21 protein-coding genes and 1 pseudogene are annotated in these 21,926 nt (G+C 61.2%); 8 read left to right on the forward strand and 14 right to left on the reverse strand.

Features of this window, described 5'->3' with window-relative positions:
• Positions 1-10: 10 nt before the first annotated feature.
• Genes GVK95_RS05975 through GVK95_RS05995 form a run of 5 tightly spaced genes read right to left on the reverse strand, consistent with a single transcriptional unit; the run spans position 11 to position 3,924 of the window.
• Positions 11-1,006, reverse strand: coding sequence for a biotin-dependent carboxyltransferase family protein (locus GVK95_RS05975; RefSeq protein WP_159947584.1), 996 nt, complete (start codon positions 1,004-1,006; stop codon positions 11-13).
• Positions 1,003-1,707, reverse strand: a complete 705-nt coding sequence (gene pxpB / locus GVK95_RS05980) for a 5-oxoprolinase subunit PxpB (RefSeq protein WP_159947586.1) — start codon at positions 1,705-1,707, stop codon at positions 1,003-1,005. Before pxpB ends, GVK95_RS05975 begins: the two co-directional genes overlap by 4 nt.
• Positions 1,704-2,111: an acetyl-CoA carboxylase gene (locus GVK95_RS05985; protein WP_159947588.1), complete on the reverse strand. Its 408-nt coding sequence runs from the start codon at positions 2,109-2,111 to the stop codon at positions 1,704-1,706. Before GVK95_RS05985 ends, pxpB begins: the two co-directional genes overlap by 4 nt.
• Positions 2,108-3,499 carry an acetyl-CoA carboxylase biotin carboxylase subunit gene (locus GVK95_RS05990; protein WP_159947590.1) on the reverse strand — a complete coding sequence of 464 codons (1,392 nt, stop codon included), beginning with the start codon at positions 3,497-3,499 and terminating at the stop codon, positions 2,108-2,110. Before GVK95_RS05990 ends, GVK95_RS05985 begins: the two co-directional genes overlap by 4 nt.
• Complete coding sequence (locus GVK95_RS05995; RefSeq protein WP_159947592.1) at positions 3,499-3,924, reverse strand: acetyl-CoA carboxylase biotin carboxyl carrier protein subunit; 426 nt, start codon at positions 3,922-3,924, stop codon at positions 3,499-3,501. Before GVK95_RS05995 ends, GVK95_RS05990 begins: the two co-directional genes overlap by 1 nt.
• Positions 3,925-4,167: 243 nt before the next feature.
• On the opposite strand from GVK95_RS05995, the pseudogene GVK95_RS25180 reads away from it, so the two are divergent.
• Positions 4,168-4,278, forward strand: a pseudogene (locus GVK95_RS25180) (type II toxin-antitoxin system RelE/ParE family toxin); the annotation flags it as partial.
• 186 nt (positions 4,279-4,464) lie between these two features.
• Here GVK95_RS25180 and GVK95_RS06000 read toward each other — a convergent pair.
• From GVK95_RS06000 to GVK95_RS06030, 7 genes are all read right to left on the reverse strand, one after another.
• Complete coding sequence (locus GVK95_RS06000; RefSeq protein WP_159947594.1) at positions 4,465-5,376, reverse strand: nucleoside hydrolase; 912 nt, start codon at positions 5,374-5,376, stop codon at positions 4,465-4,467.
• A gap of 14 nt (positions 5,377-5,390) precedes the next feature.
• On the reverse strand, positions 5,391-6,449 hold the full coding sequence (locus tag GVK95_RS06005) for an ABC transporter ATP-binding protein (protein WP_244618668.1): 1,059 nt from the start codon (positions 6,447-6,449) through the stop codon (positions 5,391-5,393).
• A gap of 49 nt (positions 6,450-6,498) precedes the next feature.
• Positions 6,499-8,235, reverse strand: coding sequence for an ABC transporter permease subunit (locus tag GVK95_RS06010; protein WP_159947598.1), 1,737 nt, complete (start codon positions 8,233-8,235; stop codon positions 6,499-6,501).
• A gap of 121 nt (positions 8,236-8,356) precedes the next feature.
• Positions 8,357-9,427 carry an ABC transporter substrate-binding protein gene (locus tag GVK95_RS06015; RefSeq protein ID WP_159947600.1) on the reverse strand — a complete coding sequence of 357 codons (1,071 nt, stop codon included), beginning with the start codon at positions 9,425-9,427 and terminating at the stop codon, positions 8,357-8,359.
• Between the two features lie 68 nt (positions 9,428-9,495).
• Complete coding sequence (argE, locus tag GVK95_RS06020; RefSeq protein WP_200844227.1) at positions 9,496-10,701, reverse strand: acetylornithine deacetylase; 1,206 nt, start codon at positions 10,699-10,701, stop codon at positions 9,496-9,498.
• Positions 10,698-13,040 carry a glycoside hydrolase family 3 C-terminal domain-containing protein gene (locus tag GVK95_RS06025; RefSeq protein WP_159947604.1) on the reverse strand — a complete coding sequence of 781 codons (2,343 nt, stop codon included), beginning with the start codon at positions 13,038-13,040 and terminating at the stop codon, positions 10,698-10,700. The genes argE and GVK95_RS06025 overlap by 4 nt, the downstream gene beginning before the upstream one ends.
• A 214-nt stretch (positions 13,041-13,254) precedes the next feature.
• Positions 13,255-14,208 carry a LysR family transcriptional regulator gene (locus GVK95_RS06030; protein WP_159947606.1) on the reverse strand — a complete coding sequence of 318 codons (954 nt, stop codon included), beginning with the start codon at positions 14,206-14,208 and terminating at the stop codon, positions 13,255-13,257.
• Positions 14,209-14,489: 281 nt separating this feature from the next.
• Here GVK95_RS06030 and GVK95_RS06035 point away from each other — a divergent pair, with 281 nt between their 5' ends.
• From GVK95_RS06035 to GVK95_RS06045, 3 genes are all read left to right on the forward strand, one after another.
• On the forward strand, positions 14,490-15,740 hold the full coding sequence (locus GVK95_RS06035) for an NAD(P)/FAD-dependent oxidoreductase (RefSeq protein ID WP_159947608.1): 1,251 nt from the start codon (positions 14,490-14,492) through the stop codon (positions 15,738-15,740).
• 48 nt (positions 15,741-15,788) lie between these two features.
• A complete protein-coding gene (locus GVK95_RS06040; RefSeq protein WP_159947610.1) occupies positions 15,789-16,202 on the forward strand; it encodes a RidA family protein in 414 nt (137 codons plus the stop codon).
• A gap of 90 nt (positions 16,203-16,292) precedes the next feature.
• Positions 16,293-16,970: a DUF1028 domain-containing protein gene (locus tag GVK95_RS06045; RefSeq protein WP_159947612.1), complete on the forward strand. Its 678-nt coding sequence runs from the start codon at positions 16,293-16,295 to the stop codon at positions 16,968-16,970.
• 180 nt (positions 16,971-17,150) lie between these two features.
• Here GVK95_RS06045 and GVK95_RS06050 read toward each other — a convergent pair whose 3' ends face one another.
• Entirely contained in the window at positions 17,151-18,053 is a 903-nt protein-coding gene (locus GVK95_RS06050) for a LysR family transcriptional regulator (RefSeq protein WP_159947614.1), read from the reverse strand.
• A gap of 95 nt (positions 18,054-18,148) precedes the next feature.
• On the opposite strand from GVK95_RS06050, the gene GVK95_RS06055 reads away from it, so the two are divergent.
• A complete protein-coding gene (locus GVK95_RS06055; RefSeq protein WP_200844228.1) occupies positions 18,149-18,661 on the forward strand; it encodes an SRPBCC domain-containing protein in 513 nt (170 codons plus the stop codon).
• A 6-nt stretch (positions 18,662-18,667) separates the two neighbouring features.
• On the opposite strand, the gene GVK95_RS06060 is transcribed toward GVK95_RS06055, so the two are convergent.
• The gene (locus GVK95_RS06060) at positions 18,668-19,564 is read right to left on the reverse strand and encodes a LysR family transcriptional regulator (RefSeq protein WP_159947616.1); all 897 of its coding nucleotides are present in this window, start codon (positions 19,562-19,564) and stop codon (positions 18,668-18,670) included.
• 100 nt (positions 19,565-19,664) lie between these two features.
• Between GVK95_RS06060 and GVK95_RS06065 the strand changes: the two genes are divergently transcribed.
• From GVK95_RS06065 to GVK95_RS06075, 3 genes are read left to right on the forward strand one after another with little or no spacing between them, the layout of a single operon-like run.
• On the forward strand, positions 19,665-20,165 hold the full coding sequence (locus GVK95_RS06065) for a lactoylglutathione lyase family protein (protein ID WP_159947618.1): 501 nt from the start codon (positions 19,665-19,667) through the stop codon (positions 20,163-20,165).
• A 30-nt stretch (positions 20,166-20,195) separates the two neighbouring features.
• The gene (locus GVK95_RS06070) at positions 20,196-20,891 is read left to right on the forward strand and encodes a type 1 glutamine amidotransferase domain-containing protein (RefSeq protein WP_159947620.1); all 696 of its coding nucleotides are present in this window, start codon (positions 20,196-20,198) and stop codon (positions 20,889-20,891) included.
• A 10-nt stretch (positions 20,892-20,901) separates the two neighbouring features.
• Positions 20,902-21,903, forward strand: coding sequence for a zinc-binding dehydrogenase (locus GVK95_RS06075; protein WP_159947622.1), 1,002 nt, complete (start codon positions 20,902-20,904; stop codon positions 21,901-21,903).
• Positions 21,904-21,926 lie beyond the last annotated feature (23 nt).

A 21,926-nucleotide genomic window follows, 5' to 3' on the forward strand; every position in this document is an offset into this window, starting at 1 on the left:
GCTGGCACTGCTAGGCCATCGCCTTCAATGCGCGTTTGATCATCTGGGATGTGGCCCTGACATCCTCGACATACCGGGCGACGGCCTGCTCCACGGCGCGTGCTTCTGCATGGCTTGAACGCAGGAACCGGATACGGCTGCCGATCCTAGCCTGGCCCAGCCGCCATAGGTCGCATTCGATGACGCCGGCAATCTTCGGATAGCCGCCGGCCGTGTTGGCATCGCTCATCTGCACGATCGGTTCGCCACCGGGCGGAACCTGGATCACCCCCGGCACGACCCCGTGGGAGCGCATCTCGACGCTTTCCATTGGCAGGATGGGCTCTCCCGACAGGCGGTAGCCGGTGCGGTCGCTGCGCGACGAAATCCGCCAGGTCTGGTTCCAGAAAGCCATGCCGTCCTCGGCAAAAAGACCGTATTCCCCAGCCGGCAAGGCGCGGATCAGCAAGGCACCATCGTCGGTCTGCGGGATGAAATCCGCTAAAGCTGCGTTCGGTTCAACCGCCGCAAGACCCGAAGCCGGCACCGAAAGTATATCGGCCCCTGCCCCGATCGCGATGCGATCGCCCTTCTCCAGCGGCCGTCCAGCATGGCCGCCGAAGGCGCCACGCAGCGACGTGCTGCGCGAGCCCATGACAGACGGTACGTCCAGGCCGCCGGCGACGCAGACATAGGCACGCGCCAGTTTCGGCGGCTGCCGCAGTTCGAGAACCTGGCCGGCTTCGGCGCTGTAGGCGCACCACGAAAGCCGTTCGACCCCATCGAGAAGAGGACTGCCATCCGTGCCGGAGACCGCGAATACGGTACGCTGGTCGAAACGCAGGCGGATTGGAAAGGTCTGGATCTCTAGTACCGCCGCGCCCTCGTCATTGCCGACGAGACTGTTGCCGATCCGGACGGCCAGAGGGTCCATTGCGCCGCTGGATGACACACCGATATCGCGGTAGCCCGGGCGCCCAAGATCCTGCACCGTGTTGAAAGGACCTGTTTCGACGACCTCAATCATAGCTCGACCCTCTCCGGCACGAACCGAACCGTATCACCGGGTGCCATCATCGCCGGCGTCGGCGACAGCGGATCGAACATTTGCAATTCGGCGAAGCCGATGGAATTCCAGCCGTTGGGACCTGTCAGCATGGCGACACCCGTCTGCATACCGCCGATTGTAACGCAGCCCTTGGCCATTTTCAGTGAAGGCACGGTCTTGCGCGGCATGTAGAGACGTGAGTCGAGACCATGCAGATAGCCGAAACCCGGAGCGCTGCCGAGCGCAAAGACCCGGTAGGTCGCTTCATAGTGGAGCCGCACGACGTCCCGCGCACTCAGGCCGGAAAGATCGCAGAGAGTGGGCAGATCGGTAGCGAACTCGCCGCCATAGTGGACCGGTATTTCGATGGTCTTGCCCGAGAGATCGATGCTCTGGGAGTTGTCCCACGCTGACAGCAGTCGGCCGACGACCGCGTCCGGGTCCTCAGGCGTTTCCTTGAAAATTGCCAGCACGTTGGTCATGCCGGGAATGATTTCCACCAGATCCGTCCAAGTTTTCAGCGTTTGCGTCAAAGCCCAGATCCGGCGCTGCGCAGCCAGATCGAAATCGCCCGGCGCCTCCAGCAGGAAGGATCTTGTGCCAATCGACGAGATGCTGGCACGGAGCTTGGTCGCCGGAATGATCTCGTTGGGCATGTGTTTATTCGGCACGGCTATCATGGGTTTGCCTCGATTTCGAACAGGGCTTCGCCAAAACCCACGAGTGCGCCCGGCTCGGTAAGCCTCCTGGTCAAAAGACCGGTTCGACCGGCAGTGAGGGGGACGAGAACCGGGCCAACGCGAAGAAAGCCCAGTACCTCGGTGGCCGTGACCGGACGCGGCAGGTCTGCCACTATGTCCACCGAGCCGGGCCTCTGCAGACAGAAAATACCCGCCATCGAAGCCTTGATTGCAATGGTCGCAACGGACCTATCCACCGCAGTTCGTGTGCTTCCATCGGCGGAAACGACGATCCTGAGCTGCCCTGAGGCGGTAGAGATTTCCACCCCATCGACACCGGCCGAAGTGAGCGCGTCGGCGAGAAAGGCGATGATCTCCGGATCGCTGAAATCGATCGCGCTCATGGCTTGCTCCGCTGCTTCAGCCATTGCTCCAGGTAGTGGATGTCCGTCTCGCCTTGCGCGAAGGCGCTGTCTTCGAACAGGGCACGCAGGAAGGCAATGTTTGTGGAAATGCCGTCGATGCGCGTATCGGCCAGCGCCTTGCGCATTTTCTCCATCGCCTGCGCCCGCGTCGGCGCATGGACGATCACCTTGGCGATCAGCGAGTCGTAGTAGGGCGACACCTTGTAGCCCGCATGGATATGGGTGTCGACGCGGACGCCTTCGCCTTGCGGCAGGCTAATGTCAGTGATTATACCCGCCGACGACATGAAGCTCTCGGGATCCTCGGCATTGATGCGGCATTCGAAGGAATGGCCCTCGCATTGCACATCCGCCTGGGTCATGGTGAGGGGAAGCCCTTGCGCGGCCTTGATCTGTTCCTGGACGATATCCAATCCACTCGTCAATTCAGTGACCGGATGCTCGACCTGCAGCCGTGTGTTCATCTCGATGAAATAGAAGGCATCGTCCTCGTAGAGAAATTCGAAGGTCCCGACTCCGCGATAGCCAATCTGCTGACAGGCTTTTACGCAGGCGGCACCGACTGGGCCGATGATCTCCGGCGCAATGCCGGGCGCTGGCGCCTCTTCGACGACCTTCTGGTGACGTCGCTGCATCGAACAGTCGCGATGGCCGAGCCAGACCGCATTTCCGTGGCTGTCGCACAGAACCTGAATTTCGATATGGCGTGGATGCTGGAGAAACTTTTCCATGTAGAGCGCTGGCGAGCCAAAGGCCTGCCGCGCTTCCTCTCGCGTCAACGCGACGGCGTCGTGCAGCAGTCCGGCCTCGGGTACGACGCGCATGCCGCGCCCGCCACCACCGCCGGCCGCCTTGATGATCACGGGATAGCCGATCTCAAGCGCGATCTGCTCCACAACGGCAGGATCTTCGGGAAGTGCCGTGTCCGGACCGGGGACGCAAGGAACGCCGGCCGCGATCATCGCCCGCTTTGCCGAGATCTTGTCACCCATGATACCGATCGACTTGGAATCTGGGCCGACGAAAACCAGCCCCGCCTTTTCCACCGCCTCGGCGAAGGCTGCATTCTCCGATAGGAAGCCGTAGCCCGGATGGATGGCTCCAGCACCTGTGAGGCGCGCGGCCAGAAGAATGGCATCCTGGTTCAAATAGCTTTTCGCCGCGCTCGAAGGGCCGATGCAGACAAAGCTGCCTGCGGTCTTGCCGTAAGAAGCCTCACGATCGGCCTCCGAACATATGCATACCACTTTGAGACCAAGATCGCAGCACGCGCGCTGGATGCGCTTGGCGATTTCGCCTCGGTTGGCAATCAGGACCGTATCGAAGCGCATGCCATATACAGAGGTCTCTTCGAGCAGTGACAGCATCACACGATCTCCGCCAGCACGTGACCGGTCTCAACCTCACCGCCATCGATATCGGTAAGGCGGGTAATGCGCCCAGCGCGCGGCGCCACGACCGCGTTGAACACCTTCATGGCTTCTATGACAAACAAGGTTTGGCCTTCCACTACCGAGTCACCGAGCGTGACAAACGGCGCCTGCCCAGGCGCCGGCGAACGGTGCAACACGCCGAAGACGGGAGCCTTGACCAGGAAGGAAGCAGCCTCTGGAACGACCGCAGCATCGCATGGCCCCAGGGCTTGCTGTTTCGCAGAACCCGACACCGGCTCCGGACCGGGCTTTGAGCTGTGGAAAATGCGGACGGTAACGTCCTTATCGGTCACCGACAGCTCGGTAACATTCGATCGTCCGACAAAATCGATCAGAGTTTTGATTTTCGACAAGTCCATAAGCGTGTCCGGTACTTCAGAATGAGTGCACCGGCCGCGGACTATCGAGGTCGGTTTTCAACTGCTTTCTTCCGTAACACGGGCGTTCTCCCGATGGGGTCAGACGAACTTTTAATGGACTGGCTTAATCAGTCTTTCAAAGCGCGAAATACACGGCGAACACTGACGGAGAGATCATGCTCTGGACCGACCTCTCTCGCGCAAGACATGAGCTGCTTCCAAGCGCTATCTAGCAACGTTACTGTCATTCTTTATGAGACAAAGCCCGACGCCGATGACGGCCCTATTCATGCCGTCGAGATCGTCCGAGTGGTGGACGGACGGCGTAACCTCTCAGCACTGTTTAAGAGCTGATGGACAGCATGTCTTCGGTATGGACAAGCAAAGTCACGAACGCCTTGATGGGGATGGAACCGTCGGCGCGCCATTCTCACTTGGAGACACGCGGGAGCACAACAATTTCGAAATTTTTAGGTACTTGGCTAAACATCTCACGCATCCATTCAGTGCACGAATCACGTCGTTTCAATAAGATGGCGCTCAGGCCAGTGCGCTTACAAACATCCGCCTGAACTCTTCCGCGTCGACACCCGTGACAACGGTGCAGTTCGGCTCCCGTCCCGCAAGATGTCTTTCGCTGACGGCTGCGACCACCTGTCCGGCGGCCGGCCCTGTGTCGGTGTAGATGGAGACATGTGCCTTCACTGTCTCGAAGATCTCCGGCGCCAGCATCCATGCGATTGCCGCCGGATCATGCAGGCAAGGGTCCTTGGAGCCGTAGTTGATCAGCAGATGCGCCGCTTCCCTGGCAACCGCAGTATCGATGGCCTGGACTTGGCCTATCATATCTGCCGTGACCGTGACCTGGCGGGTGACATCGAGACCAAGCATGGTGATCGGGATGCCGCTGTCAAAGACGATCGCGGCCGCTTGAGGATCGACGGTAAAATTGAATTCGGCGAGTGGAGTCGTGTTGCCGGGGCAGAAAGCGGCTCCGCCCATGATGGTAATGGCGCTGATGAAATCAGGCAGATCGGGGTCGAGAAGCAGCGCCAGCGCCAGATTGGTCAGCGGGCCGGTCGCGCAGATATGCAGTTTTCCTTCTGCGCGGGCGATCCGTGAAATCTCGTTTGCCGCATGCCCATCGGTTACCGGCATGGTCGGAGCAGGCAAGGTACTGCCGGCAAGCCCATCCGAACCATGCATGATGGAGAGACGGCCACGCGAAGCCATGATCGGTCGAGCCGCTCCCGCATAGACCGGGATATCCTGCCGTCCGCACAGCTCGAGGATACGCCTTGCATTGTTGACGACCGGCTCCAGGCCGACATTACCGGCGACGCAGGTCACTGCGATCATATCCAGCGCGTCCGGCCGGCTGAGTGCAAGCAACATAGCCAGCGCATCGTCAGCGCCAGGATCGCAGTCGTAGAGGAAACGCAAGGCCGTCATCTCTGCTGTCCTGCTCAGTTGGTGTCGACGAGGAAGCGGGCAGCGTCCGGCGCCCAGCCGAAGCGCATCGTCGAACCGACCGCCACGTCGCCGGCCGTCGCGGGTGCGCGTGCAATGATTTCCTGTTCGCCGACATTGAGGATGACGCGCATTTCGGAACCGCCATAGACGGTTTCACGCACACGGCCCTCGCAAAAGCCTTCACCCAGCGTGATGACCTCCGGTCGAACGACGATCGCACCTTTCGTACCGTCTGCCGGAATTTGGCCAGCGATCGGCAGAGTACCGATGGCAGCTTCCAGCGCGCCGGCCTTCACAGTGCCGCGGATGATCGACGAGACGCCGATAAAATCAGCCACGAACAGGTTCTGCGGCTCGTCATACATCTGACGCGGCGTGCCGAGCTGTGCGATCTTGCCGTCGTTCATCAGGCAGATGCGGTCCGATAGTGCGAGCGCTTCCTGCTGATCGTGGGTGACGAAGATGATCGTCGCACCGGTCTCGCGATGAATGCGCTTGATCTCGATCTGCATCACTTCGCGCAGCTTGGCATCCAGCGCGCCGAGCGGCTCGTCCATCAGGATGATCGCCGGATCGTAGACGAGGCAGCGGGCAAGCGCGACGCGCTGCTGCTGGCCGCCTGAAAGCTGCGACGGAGAACGGGCCGCGGCATGCGCCAGGCCGACGGTTTCCAGCGCCTTGGCCACCTTGGTCTCGATTTCGGTCTTCGGCAGGTGGCGCATCTTCAGCGCGAAGCCGACATTCTCAGCCACGGTCATATGCGGGAAGAGCGCATAGTTCTGGAAGACGACGCCGATGTCGCGTTTATTGACCGGTGCGTGGGTCTGGTCCTTGCCGTCGATGACGACGGTACCGGACGACGGTTCCTGCAGGCCGCAGATGAGCTGCAGAAGTGTTGTCTTGCCCGAACCGGACGGTCCAAGCAGGGTCAGAAGCTCGCCCTTCCGGACTTCGAGATCGACATAATCGAGTGCGGTGGTGTGCCCGTAGAGTTTGGCGAGGCCGTTGACCTGAAGCTTGATTTCCGGCGCGTTGGCGGTGGCAGCTGACATGTCGAATGTGGTTCCTTTGGTCGTGATGGGATCTGCGGGCTTGCGCATGTCAGCGCGGCCTTGCCTTTTCGGCGATGACGAAGAGAACTGTCACCACTGCCACTATGAAGACCGAGGCCGCGGCCAGGGTCGGCGAAATGCTGAGAATGATATCGTCCCACATCTGCTTGGGCAGCGTCTGCTTGACGCCTGCACCGACGAACAGCGCAATTGTAAGCTCTTCGAATGAATGCAGCAGGCCGAACAGGAAGGCCGCGATGGCGCCACCCTTGATGAGCGGAAGAAGCACGAGCCGGATCTGCTGCCAGGTGTTGGCACCCAGCGTCGCAGCAGCCTGCAGAAGACGCCAATCAAAGCTGCGGAACGTCGTCAGCAGGATCACGAAGACGATCGGCATGGCCGAAAGCGTATGGCCGAGAATAATACCGGTATTGGTGGCGATCAGGCCGATCTTGGCAAGCACGTAGAAAAGCGACACGCCGATGACGATATTGGGCACGATCATCGGCAGCATGAACGAGAGAAAGATCAGTCCGCCGGCCTTGCGCTGCGTGCGCGCCAAGCCATAGGCCGCCATGCCCGAGATGATGGTGGCAACGACACCTGTCACAATCGCGATCACGGCCGATCGGGTGGTCGCGCCCATCCACTGGTCGGAGTTCAGATAGGTCTGGAACCATCGCAGTGAGAAGCTCTTCGGCGGGAATTCGAGGAAACTCGATCCGGAGAAAGCCATCGGCGGGAAAGCCAGCACGGGCACGATCAGGATAGCGATCACAATACAGACGAATGCGATGAAGACGGCGCGTCCGAGGCGGGCGGGGAAAAGATTGGCGATGAAATCGCTCACCGCTGCACCGATCTCGATGGCCGCGCTGCCGATGGCACCGATGACGCCGCCGCGCCTGGCAGCAGCACTGTTTCCGGCAACGGCCGACATGCCGAACAGGCGGTCGTAGACGGCTATGGTAATCAGTGTGACGGCCAGCAGCAGCGCGGCAAGGGCACCACCAAGCCGCAGGTTGAACAACTGCTGAACCTGGGTGATCATCATCTGGCCGATCACCGTTTCCCGCGGCGAGCCTAGAAGAGCTGGCGTGATGAAGAACCCGAGACCCATCACGAAGATCAGCAGGCCCGCTGCAGCAACGCCCGGCATGGAAAGCGGCACGAAGATGCGCCAGAAGGACTGACTGCGGCTTGCGCCCATGGTCATGGCGGCGGGGATCAGGCGGCCGTCAATCGACAGCATGGTCGGCAGCATAGTCAGGATAGCGATAGGCAGCATGGCATGCGCCATGCCGAAGATCACCGCGCCGCGGCCATAAAGCAGGTCGAGTTGAGTATCAAAACCCATGCCAGTCAGCATCTGCGCAACGATGCCCTTGCGGGCGAGCAGCACGATCCAGGCAAAATTCTTCAGCAGCGGACTGACCCAGAACGGCAGCAGCACCAGCCACATGGCCATACGCCGGCGACGCTCGTCCATGCCTGCGAGCCAGACAGCGATCGGGTAGCCGACCACAAGGCAGACGATAGTCACCTGTGCCGAGATGGCAAAAGTATTGGCAAGTACCTTCACGTACACACGGGCAGAGAACATCTGGTGGTAGACGCTAAGATCGAAGGCGCCAGATTTTGGATCGATGAAGGATTGCCAGATCAGTGCACCAGCCGGCAGGATCAGCAACAGAGCCATGTAGACAAGCCCCGGCAATGTGAGCCAGAGGCTATCCGCTCGCGGGCGCTTCTGTGCGAAGGTGTCTTTGGCGGAGAGTTCAGCCATGGATGTCCCGTTTGTTGAAATGGCCCGTTCGGCATATTGAAGAACCGGGCCACCCATTGTCAGATAGGCAGCCCCGCCGAAAGGCGGGACCTGAAGCTCAGATGGTTGTTCCCGTTGGAGATCAACTCAAGATCCACTGCTCGAAACGCTGGGTCAGCGCATCCTGGTTCTCTGCCCAATAAGCGGCGTTGAGAACCGTGAGCCCCTTGATGTTGGCCGGAGCCGTTGGCAGCAGCTGGGCTTTTTCGGCGCTCAGGTATTCGTAGGCCTTCATGTTTGTCGGACCGCAAGCAAGGATGTTCGTATAGGCTGCCTGACGCTTGGCATCCAGACACCATTCGATGAACTTGCGGCCCAGATCGGCCTTCTGCGTGTTGCCGGCGATGGTCCAGCCGTCGATGTTGAACAGGCCGCCGTTCCAGACGATGCCTGCCGGTGCGCCGGCATTGATGGCTGCCTGTGCACGGGTCGACCAGGTCGACATCATATCCAATTCGCCGTTCTGGAGAAGCTGGGTCGCATGAGCACCCGACGTCCACCAGATGTCGATGTTGGCCTTGACCTTGTCGAGGCTCTTGAAGGCGCGGTCGACGTCGAGTGGATAAAGCTTGTCGAGCGGAACGCCGTCCGCGAGCAATGCCATTTCCAGCGTCGTGACAGGGCTGCGCCACATGCCGCGGCGGCCCTTGAAGGCTTCTACGTTCCAGAAATCTGCCCAGCTGGTCGGAACTGTCTCTACGGTGTCCTTACGATAAGCCATGGCAAGCGCGAAGATGGCGACGCCAGCGAAATCCTTTTCGAACGTATGCGGTGCGAAGTCGGCCTGGTTGGGAATCTCGATGTTGAGCGGCAACATGTAGTTGTCACCGAGCTTGCGGATGCGCAGGACATGTTCCGGCGTCATCAGGGCGACGTCGAACAGCTTGGTGTCGGTATCGATCGCCATCTTGAACTGCGGGATCGGATCCGGCTCGTTCGTGTTAGTCTGGATCGTGACGCCCGTCTCGGCGGCAAAGGTGTCATAGAAGGCGACCTTGAAACCTTCATAGAAGGCGCCGCCCATGTCGCGCACCACCAGCGTTTCGCCGGCAAATACGCGGTTGCCCTTCAGAAGGACCGGAGCTGCAAGCGCAACGGCGGCAAGCCCTGTGGTCGTCTTCATAAAATCACGGCGTGATACATTGTTATTCATTTTTTACCCTCCGGCGTTTGTTTGACCTTCGTCAGCTGTACTTTTCTCATCTCAGCGGCTTCGGTAAATTATATTTTTCCGTGCATCTGCTTTGGGACATGCGAACCAAACGACCGACGGCTTACACAAAAGCGAATGACGGCAGCGCCAAGCACCGTATCGCACAGGGCAAGTTGCGTTTCCTCGATGAATTCGTCGGGGCGATGGCCCTGATTCATGCTGCCCGGGCCGCAGATGACAACGGGCACGTCGAGCGCCTGTGCAAACAGTCCCGCCTCCGTGCCGAAGCTGACACGGCACTCCCTGGCGCTCTTCGGCAGGCAAGTCGCAAATGCCTGCACAACCGGATGGCTGCCATCAATGGAATGGCCGGGATAATTTCCGGTGATCTCGATCTCGAGCGACGCTTCCTTGAAACGATCCTTGAACGGGGCAATCGCAGCCGCGCCGGCCTTGCGGACCTGTTCGGCCAGAGCCAGTGGATCGTCTGCCGCCATCATGCGGCATTCCATCAGCAGTTCCGCTTGATCCGGCACCAGATTGACTGCGGTTCCACCCGACAGCTTGCCGACATGGACCGTCGCATACGGCACGGAATAGCCTAGTTCGCGCGGACCCCGGGCCTCGATCTCGTCCTGCAATTTTCGCAGGCCCGATATGAAGTCGGTGGCGATATGCAGCGCATTGAGCGCCAGCGGTGCTTCGGCGGAATGGCGCGGAACGCCCCTCGCCTTCACATGGAAAGCCATCTTTCCCTTATGCCCGAGACCGATCTGCATCGATGTCGGCTCCCCGACGACGATCAGGTCGGGCAAGATGTCCCGCCCGGCAATCTCCTCCAGCATCGGCCTGATACCGACGCAGCCGATTTCCTCGTCATAGGAGATGGCCAGCCACAATGGCGCTGCCAGGCTTTTGATGTCGACCGTCTGGGCGAGCGACACGGCAGAGGCGACAAACCCTTTCATGTCGGTCGTGCCGCGCCCGTACAACCTGCCATCCTTGCGGGTGACGTTGAACGGCGGCACCGTCCAGTCCTGCCCCGCAACAGGCACCACGTCGACATGCCCGGAAAGCATCAAGCCTCCGGGCGCATCTGGTCCCAGGCGCGCCAGAAGCGCAGCCTTCTGCCCGGTCGTATCGTAGAAGCGTTCGCAGACGGCTCCGGCATCGGCCAGCGCCGCCTCGATCTCCTCGATCAACGGCAGGTTCGTGTCGGAACTTACCGTGGGATAGGCGACGAGGCGCTCCAGCCAATCCTGTGTCGAGGTCACAGTTTCGACTCCGCCTCGTCCATCGCCGCGTTGATCTCGGCGATCAGTCCGGCGACCTCGGCTTCCGGAATGGAAACGCGAAGGCGGCGCTCGAGAGAGGTGAAAATCCCGAAGAACGAATTCGAGCAATGGTCGAGCATGCGCATCGCATTTTCCGTAGAGATATTGCATCGGCTCGTCAGGTAGGCGCAGATATGCTCGCAGGCGATGGCGTTCGGCAGCACATAGGCCGGCTGGGTATCATAGGCGATGCGGCGGAACGGCAGCACCGAAGGCCTGATGGTCACATCGGCCGAGAGCTTCGGGTCGCGCGAGGAGGTACCGACGACCAGTCGGGCTTCGACACCTTCCAGCACCCAGCGGCCGAGCGCCGGATCCCAGATCGCCAGATCCGAACCCTTGATGGCGATTTCGATCCGCCTGCTTTCGCCCGGCGTAAGCACCGGCTTGGCAAAACCCTTGAGTTCCTGCGGCGAACGCTTCAGGCGCTTGCTGGGCGCCTGAAGATACAGCTGCGTGACTTCCGCACCGATCCGGTCGCCCGTATTGGTGACGGTGAAGGCGACGGTGATCTCATCGCGAAAACCGATCTGCGCCGACGACACCGTCAGGTCGGAATAGGCGAACGTGGTGTAGCTGAGGCCGTGGCCGAAGGCGAACAGCGGCTCGATTTCACGCAGATCATATCCGCGGTAGCCGACATGGATACCTTCGCCATAGATGTGGCGACCGTTCTCTCCCGGATAATGCAGAAAGCCGGGCACGTCGGCCAGACGTTTTGGGAAGGTAACGGACAGCTTACCGGACGGATTGACATTGCCGGTCAACACGTCGGCGACGGCACCGCCCATTGCCTGACCGGAATAGAAGGTGACGAGCACTGCCTTCACCGCATCGATCCACGGCATCTCCACCGCGTCCGGGCAGGCAACCACCACCGCCACCTTATCCGAAGCAGCGGCAAGCGCTGCGATCATCGCATCCTGACCCGGGCCGAGCGCCAGCGTTGTGCGGTCGGAGCCTTCACCGTCATAGGCGCCTTCGGTGGAGGTGTAGACCAGAACCAGATCCGCCTTGGCTGCGAGCGCCAGCGTTTCGGCATCGGCCTGTTCACTGAACGTCAGGGCGTGGTTTCCACCGAGAGCCTGTTCCAGCTGCTGCAGCGGCTGGTCGACCATGGTCGGAATGGTGGTGGCACAACCGGAACCCTGGATGACCGGCGTACCGGCATCGCGGCCAACCACCAGAATGGTTTTCATTTCCTGCCGGATCGGAAGCAGACCTTCGTTGCGCACGAGAACCATCGAAGCCGCCGCCATCGCGCGCGCTTCGGCATGGTGTTCCTCGGCCGTGTAGACCGGCACGGGCTGGCGGGCGCCTTCATTGCAGCGCTCGATCATTGCTAGCATGCGCCGGCACGACAGATTCGCCGCCTCGGCCGGGACAGTGCCACTGTCGAGTGCCGAGAGAAGATCGGCCTTGCGACGCGGGCTTTCCGGCATGTCGAGATCGCCACCGGCCATCAGCGAGACCGGACGATCCTTGATGCCGTGCCAGTCGGAGACGACGACGCCGTCAAAGCCCCAGTCTTCCCGCAGGACATCATTGAGAAGCCATGGATCCTGCGAGGCCTGGACGCCGTTCAGCCGGTTGTAGGAAGACATAATGGTCCAAGGCTTGGACTGCTTGATGGCGATCTCGAAACCCTTGAGGTAGATTTCCCGGAGCGCGCGCTCTTCGATAACGCTGTCCATCGTCGTGCGCTCGACTTCGGAATTGTTGCAGGCAAAATGTTTCAGCGAGGTCCCGACGCCTTGCGACTGAATGCCCGCGATCACCGCCGCCGACAGTTTGCCGGTTACCAGCGGATCTTCCGAGTAATATTCATAAGAACGGCCGGCCAGCGGCGTACGGCGCAGATTGATACCCGGGCCGAGCAGCAGATGCACACCCATGGCGCGGCACTCCTGACCGAGCAGCACGCCCAGCCGCTGCATCAGGCCTTCGTCCCAGCTGTTGCCCATCGCCGAACCGTTGGGAAAGCAGGTTGCCGGCTTCATTTCGCCCCAGGCGATGGCGACGTCGCTGGCGCGCTGGTTGACCACCGACAGGAAGGCATCGAGATCCATGCCGCCGCGCTCGTCGCTGTCGATCTGCGGGATCGAATAGCGCACGCCGTAAGTACCGTCGGTCATGACGATCGGCTTGATGCCGTGAGCGGGAACCGCTGCGGTCTTCCACATTCCGAAACCGGAAAGCAGATCGACCTTTTCCTGGTTGGTCATCGCTTCGACGATGGATGCGATCGTCTGGTCTGCAGGCTGGTTCTTCTCTGGCATTCTGGACTCCGTGATGCGGCACTCGCCGCGCTGGTCAGGCGGCGTTTGGCGCGCACACTGTCAGCCGGCGATCAAAAAGAAAAATAGGATATTCGAAACTGATGCTTTGAAAAAAGCGAGCCCAGTGCATTTCCGCGATTCTTCGAATCGCTCTGGCTCTTTGATTTGCCGCAGTTCCGGGCGCAAACCGCTGCGCACTTTTGCTGGAACCGTTCTAGCTCTGGCTTGTCCGACGCAGGTTGAGGATCGGGGCTTCCATGCCGGGCACGTAATTGTCGGAGATCAGATTGCTGCAATGCTCTTCGAACGTCCGTACCAGCCGGGTGGAGACCTGCTGGCTGACACGGATCAGGCCGATGCGCATCGGCTTGTGTTCCCCCGACAGACGCAGGCTGACCAGCCGCCGGCCATCCAGCGCGGCCTTGTTCTTGGGTCGGACATTGGCGAGCGTGTAACCGTAACGGCTGGCGACCATCGTGCGGATAACCTCCTGATGCTGGATCTGCGCAACGATATTCGGATTGGCACCGGCGGCGGCAAAAAGCCCCAGGAAATAATCGCGGGACAGAGGCAGATCGAGCAGGATGAACTCATGCTCTTCCAGTTCGGCAAGCGAGATCGCCGATCGTTCCGCCAGCGGATCGGTCTCGGCCACCTGGACATAAGGCGGCAGTTCGGCCAACGGTGTAAACTCGAAGCCCTCGGGAACCGACAGATCGTAGGAGAGTGCAATATCCAGCTCGGCACGCTCCAGCCGCGTCAGCAGCGTGCGATGATCCGCGACAGTCGGACGGACGGTGACGCCGTGATAGGCCGCCTTGAAGCTCTGGCTGACTTCCGGCAGCAACATCGGTGCAAAGGTCAAAAGGCAACCTAGCGACAGTGTTCCACGAATCTGATCCGTCGCTTCGGACGCCGCCGTATAGAGGTTCTGGACCTGCTCGATCACCGCCTTGGCCTGCAGCAGCAATTTCTGGCCGGCCGGTGTCAGAGACAGGCCCTGCGCGTGCCGCCTCAGAAAAAGCTGGGTGTTCAGCTCGATTTCCAGCTGCGAGATCGCGGTCGAGATCGAGGGTTGTGAAACACGGATGCGGTCCGACGCGAGCGTGATGGAGCCGGCCTCGGCCGTGGCGATGAAATATTCCAGCTGACGCAGTGTGAAACGCATTTGAGGCCCCGATCCAGATTCGCGCCCGGCGGCGGCCGGCAAAGCCCATGCCGATGCGAAGGGTGCGGAAGGCAGCTTACTATTTGCCGTTTGCTAAAATGTAAATGTTCTCCTGCTGTCCGCTTCGCCGCCGATGGCGCCGATCGGTCATACGCCTGCTTTCGGCAATCCTAACCAGTGCTGCAGCAAATCGTAATTTTCTGAAGGCTAACCGTTCGCTAGAGCGGAACGATAGCTGATGCCGATCAGCTGGTCTTGGCGAAACAGAAAAGGGCGCAAGCATGTCAGTCGAGAAGATCCATACGCTGGTTGTCGGCGCCGGGCAGGCGGGTGTGGCCATCAGCGAACACCTGAGCCGCAATGGCGTCGATTACATTGTGCTTGAGCGCGGCCGCATTGCCGAACGCTGGCGTTCGATGCGCTGGGATTCGCTCGTGGCCAACGGCCCGGCCTGGCACGACCGTTTTCCCGGCATGGATTTCCCCGGCCACCCAGACGCGTTCGTGCCCAAGGATGGCGTCGCCGGATATTTCGAAGCCTATGCAAACATGCACAAGGCGCCGATCCGCTGCGGTGTCGATGTCACCAGCGTCGAGCGGCTCGACGATCGCCCCGGCTTCCGAGTCGAAACATCCAAGGGCGTGATCGAGGCGCTCAACGTAGTTGCCGCCACCGGACCGTTCCAGAACCCCAGCATCCCGCCGATCGTACCCGCCGATGCCGGCGTGACGCAGATGCATTCGAGCGAGTACCGCAATCCCTCCCAGCTTGCCGACGGCGCCGTGCTGGTCGTCGGCGCCGGTTCGTCCGGCGTGCAGATTGCCGAGGAGCTGATGCTGTCCGGCCGCAAGGTCTATCTTTCCGTCGGCCCGCATGACCGCCCGCCCCGCGCTTATCGCGGCCGCGATTTCGTCTGGTGGCTTGGCGTTCTCGGCAAATGGGACGCGCAGGCGCAGGCGCCCGGCACCGAGCATGTGACCATTGCCGTCAGCGGCGCACATGGCGGCCGGACGATCGACTTCCGCCGTCTGGCATCCCAGGGCATGATCCTTGCCGGCATGACCGGCGCCTACCGTGACGGATTGTTGTCCTTCGCCGACGATTTGGCCCGCAACCTCGATCGCGGCGACCAGAACTACCTGTCGCTGCTCGACGAGGCAGACGCATTCGTCACCCGCAACGGGCTCGATCTTCCGCCGGAGCCCGATGCGCGTATCCTCGGGCCTGAGGTCGACTGTGTCACCCATCCGCTGCGCGACCTGAACCTGGCGGACGCCGGCGTGACCACGATCATCTGGGCGACGGGTTTTGCCTCGAACTACAGCTGGCTGAAGGTCAACGCCTTCGACGAGGCCGGTCGGCCGAAACACCAGCGCGGCGTTTCTGCCGAAAAGGGCATCTATTTCCTCGGCCTTCCCTGGCTTTCGGGCCGCGGTTCCAGCTTCATCTGGGGTGTCTGGCACGATGCCAAGCACGTTGCCGACCACATCCACATCCAGGACACTTACCTCGCCTACGCGCCGCAACCCTGATCGACCAGCTGCCGGCATCCCCGCATGAACAATCAGATGGAGAAGAGAATGGCACATACGCGCATTCGCAAGTTCAACACCAAGGAAACCTATCCCGAGCAGAAGCTCGACAACGACCTCTGCCAGGCCGTTGTCGCGCGCGGCACGATGATCTTTCTGCGTGGCCAGTGCCCGCAGGATCTGGATACCGCCAAGAACATCGACAGCCACGATCCGGTCGAGCAGACCCACAAGGTGATGCAGAACATCCGCCAGCTGGTGCAGGAATCCGGCGGGCAGATGGAGCATGTGACCAAGCTGGTCGTGTATCTCACCGACGTTCGCCACCGCGAATCGGTCTACCGCACGATGGGCGATTACATCAAGGGCGTCTTCCCGGTCTGCACCGGACTCGTCGTCGTGGCACTGGCACGACCGGAATGGCTGGTCGAGATCGACGCAACGGCCGTCATCCCCGACTGATCGTTTTTCAGAGCGATCGGCCGGCAATGACCGGCCGATGCGGACTGCAAGCCGGCAACGACGCTCTATCGTCCTCATACAGGAGTTCCCATGACCTTCTCCATCGTCGCTCGTTGCGAGCAGACCGGCCAGTTCGGTGTGGCGATCTCGTCGTCCTCTCCGGCCGTGGCCGCCCGCTGCGCCTGGGCTCGTGCCGGTATCGGCGCGGTCGCGACGCAGAACGTCACCAATCCCGCACTCGGACCGGGAATGCTGGACGAACTTGCAAAAGGCGCAAGCGCTTCGGACGCTGTAGCAACGGCGAGACAGAGCGATGAATTTCCAAACTATCGCCAGTTGCTGGCGGTCGATGCGCAGGGCGGCATCGCCATTCATTCAGGCCCCAATGCTCTTGGAACCTGGACCTCGGCGGCGGGTCACCAGTGTGTTGCCGCCGGCAACCTTTTGGCCAATGACGGCGTGCCGAAGGCGATGATCGAGGCGTTCGAGTCTACCTCGGGTAGCTTAGGAGACCGGCTGATCGCCACACTCAAGGCGGCCGTTGACGCGGGCGGTGAAGCAGGCCCGGTTCGATCGGCAGGCTTGCTGATCGTCGACAAGGAAACCTGGCCCTATGCCGAATTGCGGATCGACTGGCTGGACGAAGGCTGCCCGATAGCGGCGGTGGCCCGGGCCTGGGACGTCTACAAGCCGCAGGCACGGGACTACGTGACACGAGCACTGAATCCCTTGGCGGCTCCGTCTTATGGGGTGCCTGGCGACGAGTGATACTTCTCGTCGGCGGGCGCGGTAAACAATGGCGGCTCTTAAAGCTCAAGCGGAAGCGCCGAGGCTTCCCGATACCACGCCTTGATGGGATATAGACCGACGATCCATATGTCCCTTTCCTAAAGCTATTGAGAAGCTATAGTTGCCGGAGCAAGACACCTTTATTGAACTGATGCGCCATTAAACATTCCCGATTGTGTCAAACAATAGGGAGCGGAACCATCGATGTCCGGGATCGCGATGGGTCCGATCGTGCCAGACGGCAATCTTGGAAAAACCCGGAACCGCGACTGGCGGCGACATCGTCCTGAGGCCCGTGTCATGCAGGACAAGCCGGCTCGGCACGACCGAAATCAGGTCGGTCGTCTTCAGGACATCGGCCAGAATAAGGAAGCTCATGACCGAGAGCACGACCCGGCGCTGCCGTCCAATGGCGAAGAGCGCATCGTCGGTCACGCCATGAAAACGTTGCCCCGAATAGGATACAAGCACGTGGTCTAACTCGCAGAACCGATCAAGGCTGAGTGTCTCTCCTGCAGCATCGGGATGATCCCGCCGCAGCGCGCAGACATAGGATTCGTCGAACAGCCGCCGGGCATGCAGATCGCGCGGCGCCGTTTCGGGCGTCACCAGCGCCAGATCAAGTTCGCCACGCTCGAACCGCGCCTGTGCATTATCATTCTCCACCGGGCGAACAGAGACCCGGATGCCGGGTGCTGCCAAGCGTAGGCGCGGCAGCAACGGTAGAACGACGGCATGCAACGCATAGTCCGTCGCAGCAAGTGAGACCGTGAATTCCGCTGTGGCGGGATTGAAAACAGTCGGCTGCAACAATGTTTCGACGTCTGACAGGATCTGCCGGATGGGACCGGCCAACTCGCTCGCCCTGATCGTCGGCACGATGCCGCGCTGAGTGCGGACGAACAATGGATCGTCGAAGCTATCACGCAGGCGGCCCAGCATGCCGCTCACCGCAGGCTGGGTGAGGCCGAGGCGATCGGCGGCGCGCGTCACGCTGCCCTCGTCGAGAAGCGCGTCGAACGCCTTCAGCAGGTTGAGATCGAGCGACTTGATATCACGCATGCTTATGACCGCAATCAGAAATGACGATTTTTCTTATCTCAACACATCTGGCATCAGGAGGCAACCGAACCACCTCCACAACAGGACGAACCGACATGACCATGATGAACGCGATCGAATGGCCCAAGGACTACGAGCCCGGCTGCACCGAAAATTTCTGCTCCAACGAAGTCATCGTGTCAGGCCTGACGACGGCCAAGGTCTGGCCCTTGCTGAGCCATGCTCCGGCTTGGCCGAGCTATTACAGCAACTCGGCCAATATCCGCTTTTACGATGAAAAGGGCCCGCAACTGGACGTCGGTCGTCGCTTCTATTTCGAGACCTTCGGCTTCCCGGTCGAAGCACAGGTCGTCGAATATGTGGCGCCAGAAGAAGGCAAGCCGGGTCGCGTTGCCTGGCATGGCTGGGCCGGCGAAGGCGATACGCGGCTGGATGTTCATCATGCCTGGCTGGTCGAGGACCTGCCGGGTGGGCGCGTGCGCATCCTCACCCAGGAAACCCAGAAGGGCAAGCCGGCCGCAGAGCTCGCCAAGGCAAAGCCCAATCCGATGATCAACGGCCACCAGGATTGGCTGGACGGTCTCGTCGCTGCTGCCCAGAAGGCCTGAGTGCTGTCACGACAGCGGGCTGAGCTCGCTGACCGCATCGATCACTTCCGAGACGATCCGTTGTGTGCGCGCGGCAAGAACCTTGCCGCGCCGCCGTACGAGCCAGAGATCGTGGCGAACGGGTTTGGCCAGCGTCATGCAGGCGAGCGCCTGGCGGCCGGGATAGGCATCGACGCCACTTCGCGGCAGGATTGTATAGCCGACGCCGCTGGCCACAGGTTCCGGTATCTGGCCGATCTGGTTGATGAAGCTACGAATAGGCAGCCGGTCGACGCCCTGATAGTCGTTCGGAAAGTTCGCCGACAGCAATTCGTCCGCATAGGCGAAGCCGTCCGGGTGGGCGATGAAGCCAAGCCTCTCCAGGTCCGCGAAATCCGGCTCGGCCGGCCCGGTAAGTGGCAGCAGCAGACAAAGCTCGTCCGATCCGATCAGGTCACCGTCGAGGCGAGGGTTCGTCGGCCGATGATCCGCAATGCCGATATCGTAAAGTCCGGAGAGAACGCCTTCCAGCACGCGCACTTGCGGTGCCGCCTCGAGCTTGACCGTCAGCCCGGGCGATTTCTGCATCAGGCTGATGGCACGCGGATAGATTAGCATGGCAAGACTGCCCGAGCACGCCAACGACACCTCGCCGCGGCCGGCATCGTCTCCGTCGAGTGTCTGGCGGAGCCGTATTTCCTCGTTGCGACGGCGCTGGGCGACATCGCGCACCGCCTCGCCGGCAGGTGTCAGGGTAAATTGCTTGCCGTCCCGGGTAATCAGGGCCTGGCCGACCTGATCCTCCAGCTTTCGCAAATGCTGCGAGACACCCGGCTGGGTCATGTTCAGCCTGGCAGCGGCTTTGGTGAAGTGACCTTCCTCGCAAAGCACGACGAAAGTTTCCAGCCATTGGGCGTTCAGCATGGGCTCATTCCGTTTCGTAATCACTTTGCATCCATATCATAATTTTACATCGATGGCATCGATCCCTAGATACCGCCTAATACCATTGCCGGAGATTTTCATGACCCAGACCACGCCCCGCACCTTCTCCCATATCGGCCTGTCGGTTCCCGATCTGGACAGGGCGGTTGAATTCTATCGCGATGTGCTCGGCTTCTACGTCATCATGCCGCCGACGTTGATCGAGCAGGACGAGACCGACATTGGCGTGATGTGCAACGACGTCTTCGGTCCGGGCTGGGGCAAGTTCCGAATCGCCCATCTCGCCACCGCCGACCGGATCGGCTTCGAGCTCTTCGAATTTGTCGGCAACCACGCGCCCGACAACAACCTGCCGTTCCGGCAGACGGGCATGTTCCATTTTGCGATCCAGGATCCCGATGTCGAGGGGCTTCTGGCCAGGATTGTTGCTGCCGGCGGCAAGCAGCGCATGCCGGTCCGCGAATACTTCCCGGGCGAAAAGCCCTACCGCATGGTCTATGTCGAAGATCCGTTTGGCATCGTTTTCGAGCTCTATTCCCACTCCTACGAGCTCACCTATTCGGCCGGCGCCTATAACTGAACCCGCCGTCGCCACGAGGAATTCAAGGCCATGACCGATACACGCCGCATCCTGCTCGTCCTGACATCGCATGCCACCAAGGGCACCACCGGCAAGCCGACGGGTGTCTGGCTCGAAGAACTGGCCGCGCCTTACTACATCTTCCTCGCCGAAGGTTTTGAGGTCGACATTGCCTCGATCGCCGGCGGCAAGGTGCCGCTTGATCCCGCTTCGGTCGACGGCGAGCATCCGCCATGTGTTGCCCGTTTCCTCGCCGATACCCAGGCCATGCAGGTGGTCAACGCCTCGCGGCCGCTGGCCGGCCTTTCGGCCGTGGGATACGACGCCGTCTTCCTTCCCGGCGGACATGGCACGATGTGGGATCTGCCGGAAAGCCAGGCACTTGCCTCGCTTCTGGGTGAAGCCTGGGCCGATGGCAAGGTGGTGGCAGCGGTCTGCCATGGCCCGTCCGGCCTTCTGTCTGCCAAGGACGCCGAAGGCCAACCGCTCGTCGCAGGGCGCAACGTGACCGGATTTTCGAATGCCGAGGAAGAGGCGGCCGGCCTGACGGACGTGGTGCCTTTCCTGCTCGAAAACCGCCTGACGTCGCTTGGTGGCCTGTACAAGAGCGGACCGGATTTCCAGCCGTTCGCCCTGCGTGATGGCAAGCTGGTGACTGGCCAGAACCCGGCGTCATCGGAGCAGGCGGCTCGCCTGACGATCGAAGCCATCCGCGTTGAACGCTGAGCGAGGCAAGATGGCATCGATCGAGGAACGCATACCGGGTGCCCAGAGTGCCTGGACCTGGCGCGGCAGTGCAATGCCCGGCGCGCTTGAACGCGGCGAGATCGCGGTGCCCAAGCCGCTTCGCGGCGAGGTTTTGGTCCGCAACGAGATCATCGGCCTCAACCCCGTCGACTGGAAGGTGCTGACGGGGCTACCTTCCTGCTCCGAAGGGCATGTTCCGGGCGTCGATGGCGCCGGCATCGTCGCGGCCGTCGGTGACGAAAGCCTCAGGCCCTGGATTGGTCGGCGCGTCGCCTATCATCAAAGCCTGCACAAGCAGGGCAGCTTTGCGAAATATACGCCGCTTGCAGCACGGGCGCTGATGCAGGTGCCGGACGGCCTCGGCCTGCCGCTTGCGGCCAGTCTGCCCTGCCCTGCCCTCACTGCCTGGCTTTCACTCGACAAGCTTCCCATCCGCCCTGGTGCGCGTCTGCTGATCAGTGGCGCCGGCGGGGCAGTCGGAAACTATCTGGTCCAATTGGCGCTGCAGTGCGGATATTCCGTCACCGCCATGTGCAACGCCCGGCATTGGGATCGGCTACGCGGTTATGGCGTCCAGAGCCTGATCGCAGGACCGATCGACCCTGGCGCCGAATTGCCGGGCGAACTGATGGGCCGCTACTTCTCGGTCATCGATACCGTCAGCGGCGGCCATGCCGCAACGCTTGTGCCGGCGCTTGAGGCCAACGGCCATATCGTCTGCGTTCAGGATCGCTTGCCCGCCTGGCCCTCCGATCCGTTCGGACGGTGCCTGTCCATTCACGAGGTTGCACTCGGCGCCCTGCATGTCTTCGGCAGTGACGCGGCCTGGACACGCCTTGTGAACGCTGGCGAGACCATCATGAGACAGATCGTCGAGCGAAAGCTTCAACCCGAGCCGCTGCTGAGACGGGACTTCTCAGCCCTACCGGAGCTTTTGGCGGGCCTGCAGAAACGCACGTTCAGCGGCAAACCGCTGATCAAGGTGAACTAAAAACAAGAACAAAGGAAACACAG

Source organism: Rhizobium sp. 18065 (assembly GCF_902706095.1).
GTDB lineage: Bacteria > Pseudomonadota > Alphaproteobacteria > Rhizobiales > Rhizobiaceae > Allorhizobium.

Excerpts from the sequence above, each read along its gene's own strand:
- GVK95_RS06005 (WP_244618668.1), bottom strand. The coding sequence starts at position 6,449 with ATGTCAGCTGCCACCGCCAACGCGCCGGAAATCAAGCTTCAGGTCAAC.
- GVK95_RS06000 (WP_159947594.1), bottom strand. The coding sequence starts at position 5,376 with ATGACGGCCTTGCGTTTCCTCTACGACTGCGATCCTGGCGCTGACGAT.
- GVK95_RS05975 (WP_159947584.1), bottom strand. The coding sequence starts at position 1,006 with ATGATTGAGGTCGTCGAAACAGGTCCTTTCAACACGGTGCAGGATCTT.
- GVK95_RS05990 (WP_159947590.1), bottom strand. The coding sequence starts at position 3,499 with ATGCTGTCACTGCTCGAAGAGACCTCTGTATATGGCATGCGCTTCGAT.
- GVK95_RS06010 (WP_159947598.1), bottom strand. The coding sequence starts at position 8,235 with ATGGCTGAACTCTCCGCCAAAGACACCTTCGCACAGAAGCGCCCGCGA.
- GVK95_RS06050 (WP_159947614.1), bottom strand. The coding sequence starts at position 18,053 with ATGCGTGATATCAAGTCGCTCGATCTCAACCTGCTGAAGGCGTTCGAC.
- GVK95_RS06070 (WP_159947620.1), top strand. The coding sequence starts at position 20,196 with ATGACCGATACACGCCGCATCCTGCTCGTCCTGACATCGCATGCCACC.
- GVK95_RS06040 (WP_159947610.1), top strand. The coding sequence starts at position 15,789 with ATGGCACATACGCGCATTCGCAAGTTCAACACCAAGGAAACCTATCCC.
- GVK95_RS06035 (WP_159947608.1), top strand. The coding sequence starts at position 14,490 with ATGTCAGTCGAGAAGATCCATACGCTGGTTGTCGGCGCCGGGCAGGCG.
- GVK95_RS06075 (WP_159947622.1), top strand. The coding sequence starts at position 20,902 with ATGGCATCGATCGAGGAACGCATACCGGGTGCCCAGAGTGCCTGGACC.
- GVK95_RS05995 (WP_159947592.1), bottom strand. The coding sequence starts at position 3,924 with ATGGACTTGTCGAAAATCAAAACTCTGATCGATTTTGTCGGACGATCG.
- GVK95_RS06025 (WP_159947604.1), bottom strand. The coding sequence starts at position 13,040 with ATGCCAGAGAAGAACCAGCCTGCAGACCAGACGATCGCATCCATCGTC.
- GVK95_RS06065 (WP_159947618.1), top strand. The coding sequence starts at position 19,665 with ATGACCCAGACCACGCCCCGCACCTTCTCCCATATCGGCCTGTCGGTT.
- GVK95_RS06060 (WP_159947616.1), bottom strand. The coding sequence starts at position 19,564 with ATGCTGAACGCCCAATGGCTGGAAACTTTCGTCGTGCTTTGCGAGGAA.
- GVK95_RS06030 (WP_159947606.1), bottom strand. The coding sequence starts at position 14,208 with ATGCGTTTCACACTGCGTCAGCTGGAATATTTCATCGCCACGGCCGAG.
- GVK95_RS06055 (WP_200844228.1), top strand. The coding sequence starts at position 18,149 with ATGACCATGATGAACGCGATCGAATGGCCCAAGGACTACGAGCCCGGC.
- GVK95_RS06045 (WP_159947612.1), top strand. The coding sequence starts at position 16,293 with ATGACCTTCTCCATCGTCGCTCGTTGCGAGCAGACCGGCCAGTTCGGT.
- GVK95_RS06015 (WP_159947600.1), bottom strand. The coding sequence starts at position 9,427 with ATGAATAACAATGTATCACGCCGTGATTTTATGAAGACGACCACAGGG.
- GVK95_RS05985 (WP_159947588.1), bottom strand. The coding sequence starts at position 2,111 with ATGAGCGCGATCGATTTCAGCGATCCGGAGATCATCGCCTTTCTCGCC.
- pxpB (WP_159947586.1), bottom strand. The coding sequence starts at position 1,707 with ATGATAGCCGTGCCGAATAAACACATGCCCAACGAGATCATTCCGGCG.